We start from the raw sequence: 6124 nt of genomic DNA, 5'->3' as shown, positions 1-6124 counted from the left end.
TTTATTTAAAACTTTGAATTAACAGGTACGTTTTGTCTTGTTTAGTTTTCAAAGATCATTACCGCTTGTTGAAGCAGCTTTATTATCTTACCACTCAGCTTCTTTTATGTCAACAACTTTTTTTAAGTTGTTTCCGAAGCTTTTTGTTGTTGTCTGCTGTCCATCAGCGACGTTTAATAATATACCATGCATTCGCTGAATTTAGCAAGTGTTTTTTTCGTTTTTTTTTGAAACGTATTTCGTTATATTCATCTCCGCCGCGGCATACGATGTAATCAAGCATGGACAAGATAAGGAGGCGTCATCAGTGAACCACTTCTACGTGTGGCACATCAGAAGGATAAAACAGCTGCTTATTATTATCATTGCCGCATTTGCAGCAGCCAGCTTTTTTTATATACAGAGAGCCGTCCCCCTTCCTGTATTTTTAACTGATAGCAGCCCGAAGGCTATTTCAAAAGGGGAAACGAAAGCGGGCGAAGTCGCATTAACATTCGATATCAGCTGGGGCGACGAAAAAGCGGTTCCGATTCTGAACGCGCTAAAAGCAAACGGTATTAAAAACGCCACTTTTTTTCTGTCAGCTTCTTGGGCGGAACGGCACCCGGACACAGTTGAACGTATGGTAAAAGACGGACATCAAATCGGCAGCATGGGATATGCGTATAAGAATTATACCAACCTAGAGGACAATGAAATAAAAAAAGATATCCTCCGGGCCCAGACCGCATTTAAAAAGCTGGGTGTGAAGAATGTTCATTTACTCCGCCCGCCGACCGGACAATTTAATAAAAAGGTTCTTACCATTGCACAGCAGTACCGCTATTCAGTGGTTCATTACAGCGTTAACTCGCAGGATTGGACAAATCCCGGTCCTGATAAAATCATTGAAAATGTAAACAGTCATATAAAAGGCGGCGACATTGTCCTGCTGCACGCCTCTGATTCAGCAACACAGACCGAAGAAGCGCTCCCCGCCATCATTCACAATTTAAAGCAAAAAGGACTGAAAAACGTGACAGTCGGCGACCTGATCGCAAATACTGACGTCAAGTCATCAGAAGTGAAATAACTACCTCTGGGCAAACTTCGGCAGCATTAACAGCTGAAACGCATTGCAGCCCATCAGCGGAATCAGCATCAAATAAAGCCAGTCCTCATTATTCACTCTTAGCGCAGGAACCCATTCAAGCGCTGTAATTACGACCATTAAAAATAATGATGAAACGAACGTATTTTTTGAGGACTGCTTTTGTTTTATATACGCCGTCAACAGGCCGACGGCAAGCAGAGCCAGCGGCAGCCAGACAAACCCCGCAATCGAGTCATCCCGCTCACCGAAAAACAAAAATCTGACGTACATTAAATCAAAAGCGACAAACAGAATGATAAACAGCTGAAGCAGATTCCAAAGCGAGTTTGATCTGAGAATTTCAAGGGCAAACCGGTGCACCGTCAGAAAGACGAAGAATCCCATCTGGCTGATCACACTGAAAATCATGCCTACCCCGATAAACCAGATCAGAACAGAGAAAATCTGACCGGCCTCAAAATTCAGAAAGAACCCCTTGTACTCCCCCCACTTCAGTGCAAATCCCACGACGCTTGTAATAAGAGCGCCCACAGCTAAAATCGAAAAGAAAAATCGAACAAGCCCGCGGCTTTTCATCTCTTATTCATCCCCCTGACAATCGCGTTCAGCGATATTTTGTTATGTATAAATCCATTCCGATGAATCATATTAAAAATAAGTACAAGTAAGGAAGGAGCTTATGCATGTCAAAAGCCAGAACGCTATTGATAAGCTGTTTTGTTGTATTATCTGTAACAGCTTGTGCTCCAAAAGACCAAGCAGCGGATATGGATTATGACCAGACTAAAAAAATGGTTGTTGATATATTAAAGACAGATGATGGAAAAAAAGCAATTAAGGAAATATTAAATGATGATGCGATGAATGAGGCATTGGTGATTGATCAAAATGCCATTAAAGGCACAATAGAGAAAACCCTCACCTCTAAAAAAGGGGCGGAGTTCTGGAAAACCATCTTTGAAGACTCAAAGTTCGCCGAGAGCTTTGCAAAAACGCTTCAGCCCGAGCACGAAAAAATCATAAAAAAACTGATGAAAGACCCTGATTATCAGAAAAGTTTTATGCAGATCATGCAGGACCCCGGCATGGATAAAAAATACTATGAGCTGGTGAAAAGCCAAAAGTTCCGCAGTTACTTAGAAGATGTAATTACAGAGACACTTTCCAGCCCGCTTTTCAAAAAGCAATTCGAGGATGAATTGAAAAAAGCGGCTTCAAGCTCTGAAAAAGAAAGCCAATAAAAGGCCGGGCCGTGTTGATCCCGGCCCCTTTTTTATTCAGCTGTTTTTTCAATGACTTTCTGGGCGATTCCCATATAAATTTCCCCGATCGGATGACTTCTGTCATAGACAGAAGGCGCAAACTGGTCCTTGTCCCAATCAGGCTGTTTTAAAGGAATTCTGCCAAGCAGCGGCACCTGCAATTCCTCTGCAAGCTTGTCTCCCCCGCCTTGACCGAACACATATTCTCTCTCGCCGGTTTTTGCACTTTCATAATAAGCCATATTTTCAATGACCCCTACAACTTCATGATCGGTCTTAATCGCCATAGAACCCGCTCTCGCCGCTACAAATGCGGCTGTAGGGTGCGGCGTCGATACGATAATCTCTTTGCAGCTCGGAAGCATCGTGTGTACATCGAGCGCCACATCACCCGTGCCGGGCGGCAGATCGAGAACGATATAGTCAACCTCTCCCCAGTCAACCTCATGGAAGAAGTTATTCAGCATCTTGCCCAGCATCGGCCCTCTCCACACAACCGGAGCATTTTCTTCAACGAAAAAGCCCATCGACATAACCTTTACTCCAAATCTTTCGACAGGAAGCAGTTTTTCTCCTTCAACTGTCGGGCGAACTGTAATACCCATCATGTCCGGCACGCTGAATCCGTATATATCCGCGTCGATCAAGCCGACTTTTTTGCCGAGCCGCGCAAGAGAAATGGCCAGGTTGACGGAAACCGTTGATTTGCCGACACCGCCTTTTCCGCTTGCCACCGCAAGAAAGACCGGCGGATGTTTCTTATTCAGCAGAGTTTCGCTTTCAGCAGCAGGCCGGCTGAATTTCGCCAATGTTTCTTCCGGCAGCTCTTCAAACCGCAGTCCGACAGTTTCCGCACCCGCTTCTTTCAAAACGGATACGATTTCCTGCTGAATGCCCATCTGTTCAGCCGTCCCCGTTTTTGCCAATGCAATTTTTACACTGACATGCCGTTTTTCCGGCTTGACCTTTACTTCTTTAATGGCATCCAATTCTCCCAGCGGTCTATGAAGAAAAGGTTCGCGCATGTTTCCGACTATATTTCTTACTCCATCTTCTCTTATCATCGAACCCTCACCCTTTGTGTATTCGTTTACAAATGGTATTATACCATATATTAAACGTAGAATCGGCGAAAAACCCTCCTTACTCGGGAGGGTCTCCTTTCTCTGTGAAATATCTCAATACGCCCTTATACACGGAAGAAGCGATTTTGTCCTGATATTTAGGCTGGCCGAGCCTTTTCGCTTCCGCGGGATTGGACAGAAATCCGATTTCCACCAGGGCGCCCGGTTTGGTTACATTCTGCATTAAGTAAATGCCGTGTATCCGTTTTGCCTTTCTCGTTGTATTCTCCAAATTGATTCTCAATTCGTCCTGTATATATTTTGCCACTTTTTCATTCTCTTCGTATTTTCCATAGTAGAAGCTTTGGGCGCCGCTCCATCTCGGTGACGGTATGGCGTTCAGATGAATGCTGATATAAAGCTCCGCCTCTGAACGGTTGATGATCTCCACGCGCTTTCTCAGATCTTCCGCTTTGCGTCGGCTGTAGCCTCTCGTCCCTTCAGGAGCTAAATCAGTATCCGTCTCCCGCGTCATAATGACCAAAGCTCCCTGCTCCTGCAAATAGTCTCTGACCCTGGAGGCCACTTCGAGAGTAATGTCCTTTTCAAGGTGACTGCCTCCCGTGGCGCCTCCGTCCGGCCCGCCGTGTCCCGGATCGAGATAGATGATTTTCCCGCTCAGCGGCAGGCTCCACGGCCGCCAGGAATCATCATTATGGAATTGAAACCGGAATAAACACAATAATATGATAAAGCCAAGTAAAAAACCGAGCCATTTCAGCTTTTTTGTCATAGCTTTCCCTCCCGCTTGTCCCCGTTATTAATAAGTATGGGACAAGGGAGGAAATTATGATTACCTCATGCGGAGCTTACATTGTTTTTCCCTTTGCAGAAATCCTTCCGTCCACCAGCTGTTGATAAACCGGCAGGACGCTTCATAGACTTCTTTTTGTTCAACGGAGGAATATTGCTCATGCGTCCAATTGCAAAGATATTCAAAAAAATCGGCCGTCAGTTCTTCCTCTTCTTCAGCCGAACGGGCGTTTGCCCTCTGCAAAGACTCACCATAATAGCCAAATACGCCGAACCTGCCGCCTAATAAATACGCTTCAATTGCAAAATCTATGCATCCTTCACTCAGAATGCCGTTTTCGTCTTGAAGAAAGGGAAACAAAGGGGTAAGACATGCTTTTACGGACTGAATGATCTGCGTCAGTGACAGCTCCTTTAGTAAACTCTTCTCAAGCTCAAAATCCTTCTGCCGTTTCACGTCTGAAAAAGATAATACTTCTGCCATTGCCAGCCACGCTCCTTTTTACTGTTATTTTGAAAGGAAAAGGGAAAAAGCATGCTTTGTTGATAGTGGAAATCCTCCCAAATGAAGGAGTTTTATGTTAACTGGAAGAATAAAGAGCTGAGGTGACGTGATGAAAAAGCTGTTTCAATACAATTGGACGGTGCGTGACGAGTGGTTTATGATATGTGAAAAGCTGAGCCGGGAGGAACTGACGAAAACCCGGACAGGCGGAATGGAGAGCATCTTGCGGACTTTATTTCATATCATTGATGTCGAGATCAGCTGGGCTCGTGCCATTTTAGGTAAAGATGATGTTTTACCCGCTGAGTCTGACTATACGAGCATTCAGGATCTCAGAAAGCTGTCTGAACAGTATCGGGAGGATGTTATTCATGCGGTCTCCCGCAAAGGGCCGGATCTTGTTAAGCCGGACTGGATGGACCAAACCTTTCCTAAAGAAGATATTCTCCGCCACATCCTTGCGCATGAGATTCACCATATGGGACAACTGTCGGTTTGGGCCAGAGAAATTGGAATAGAACCGGTTTCGGCTAATGTGATCAGCCGTCCGCAGGAAAAAGCCGCAAAAAAACAGCACCTCTGACGGGATGCCGTTTTTATATTTTAATGCTTCTTGTTACGGAGTATGTATTAATGTATTCATCCAGCACGAGGCCGCCTTTGTCCTCGTAAAAACCGGCAACCATAAAGCCTGCGTCAATCTGGCCTTTAATTTGATCCTCCAGCGTATGGCCGAATTCAAGCGCTTCATGATTATCAATAAGTTCCTTTACCTTTTTCTTACTCAGATCTTTTTCATCCGAAAACGGAATGGAATACTTTACTTTTAGTACGCCTTCCTGCTCTAAATCCATATCAAATAAGAACACGACGGGATTTACAAAACCGGAGACTAAAGACCCGCCTTTTTTCAATACGCGATGAGCTTCTTTCCATACCGGAAGAACCGTATCAACAAAGCAATTCGATACCGGGTGCACGATAAAATCAAATGTCTCATCATCAAAACAGCTCAGATCATTCATGCTGCCTTTGACAGTCCGAAGCGTAAGATCGTCCCGCTCGGCAACCATTCTGTCTTGCGCAAGCTGTTTTTCCGAATTGTCAAAGATGGTGACGTCCGCTCCTGCAGCAGCAAGGACCGGCCCTTGCTGTCCTCCTCCTGAAGCAAGACAAAGAACCTTCAGACCGTCTATGGGCGGAAACCAATCCGCCGGCACATCTTTTCCGGGGGTCATTCTGATGCTCCAATTGCCTTTTTTCGCTTCACCAATCGTATGAGAATCAACCGCAACCGTCCATTCATTGCCTGTTTCGACTTTTTTATCCCATGCCTTGCTGTTATGTATGACTAACTTATTCATTATAACTGCGCTCCTTATTGGTA

General features: G+C 45.0%; 8 protein-coding genes. 3 read left to right on the top strand and 5 right to left on the bottom strand.

Features of this window, described 5'->3' with window-relative positions; translation table 11 throughout:
• Positions 1-307: 307 nt before the first annotated feature.
• Entirely contained in the window at positions 308-1072 is a 765-nt protein-coding gene (gene pdaB / locus ACWJJ5_RS18755) for a polysaccharide deacetylase family sporulation protein PdaB (protein WP_070081278.1), read from the top strand.
• Here the strand turns inward: pdaB and kbaA are convergent, their stop codons facing one another.
• A complete protein-coding gene (kbaA, locus tag ACWJJ5_RS18750) occupies positions 1073-1669 on the bottom strand; it encodes a KinB-signaling pathway activation protein (protein WP_003156571.1) in 597 nt (198 codons plus the stop codon).
• A gap of 107 nt (positions 1670-1776) precedes the next feature.
• On the opposite strand from kbaA, the gene gerD reads away from it, so the two are divergent.
• Positions 1777-2334 carry a spore germination lipoprotein GerD gene (gerD, locus tag ACWJJ5_RS18745; protein WP_003156569.1) on the top strand — a complete coding sequence of 186 codons (558 nt, stop codon included), beginning with the start codon at positions 1777-1779 and terminating at the stop codon, positions 2332-2334.
• Positions 2335-2366: 32 nt separating this feature from the next.
• Here the strand turns inward: gerD and ACWJJ5_RS18740 are convergent, their stop codons facing one another.
• From ACWJJ5_RS18740 to ACWJJ5_RS18730, 3 genes are all read right to left on the bottom strand, one after another.
• Entirely contained in the window at positions 2367-3419 is a 1053-nt protein-coding gene (locus ACWJJ5_RS18740; protein ID WP_454022611.1) for an Mrp/NBP35 family ATP-binding protein, read from the bottom strand.
• Between the two features lie 79 nt (positions 3420-3498).
• Positions 3499-4212, bottom strand: a complete 714-nt coding sequence (gene cwlD / locus ACWJJ5_RS18735) for an N-acetylmuramoyl-L-alanine amidase CwlD (RefSeq protein WP_070081277.1) — start codon at positions 4210-4212, stop codon at positions 3499-3501.
• 60 nt (positions 4213-4272) lie between these two features.
• The gene (locus ACWJJ5_RS18730) at positions 4273-4716 is read right to left on the bottom strand and encodes a DUF2521 family protein (RefSeq protein WP_165409940.1); all 444 of its coding nucleotides are present in this window, start codon (positions 4714-4716) and stop codon (positions 4273-4275) included.
• Positions 4717-4846: 130 nt separating this feature from the next.
• Here ACWJJ5_RS18730 and ACWJJ5_RS18725 point away from each other — a divergent pair, with 130 nt between their 5' ends.
• Positions 4847-5320, top strand: coding sequence for a DinB family protein (locus ACWJJ5_RS18725; protein ID WP_014304222.1), 474 nt, complete (start codon positions 4847-4849; stop codon positions 5318-5320).
• A gap of 13 nt (positions 5321-5333) precedes the next feature.
• Here the strand turns inward: ACWJJ5_RS18725 and ACWJJ5_RS18720 are convergent, their stop codons facing one another.
• Positions 5334-6101, bottom strand: a complete 768-nt coding sequence (locus tag ACWJJ5_RS18720) for a class I SAM-dependent methyltransferase (RefSeq protein WP_070081275.1) — start codon at positions 6099-6101, stop codon at positions 5334-5336.
• Between the last annotated feature and the right edge of the window lie 23 nt (positions 6102-6124).

The sequence above is a fragment of the Bacillus sp. JK74 genome (assembly GCF_053663395.1).
Note: the sequence above shows the minus strand (reverse complement) of the source record. Positions and strands in the feature narration are given on the sequence as shown.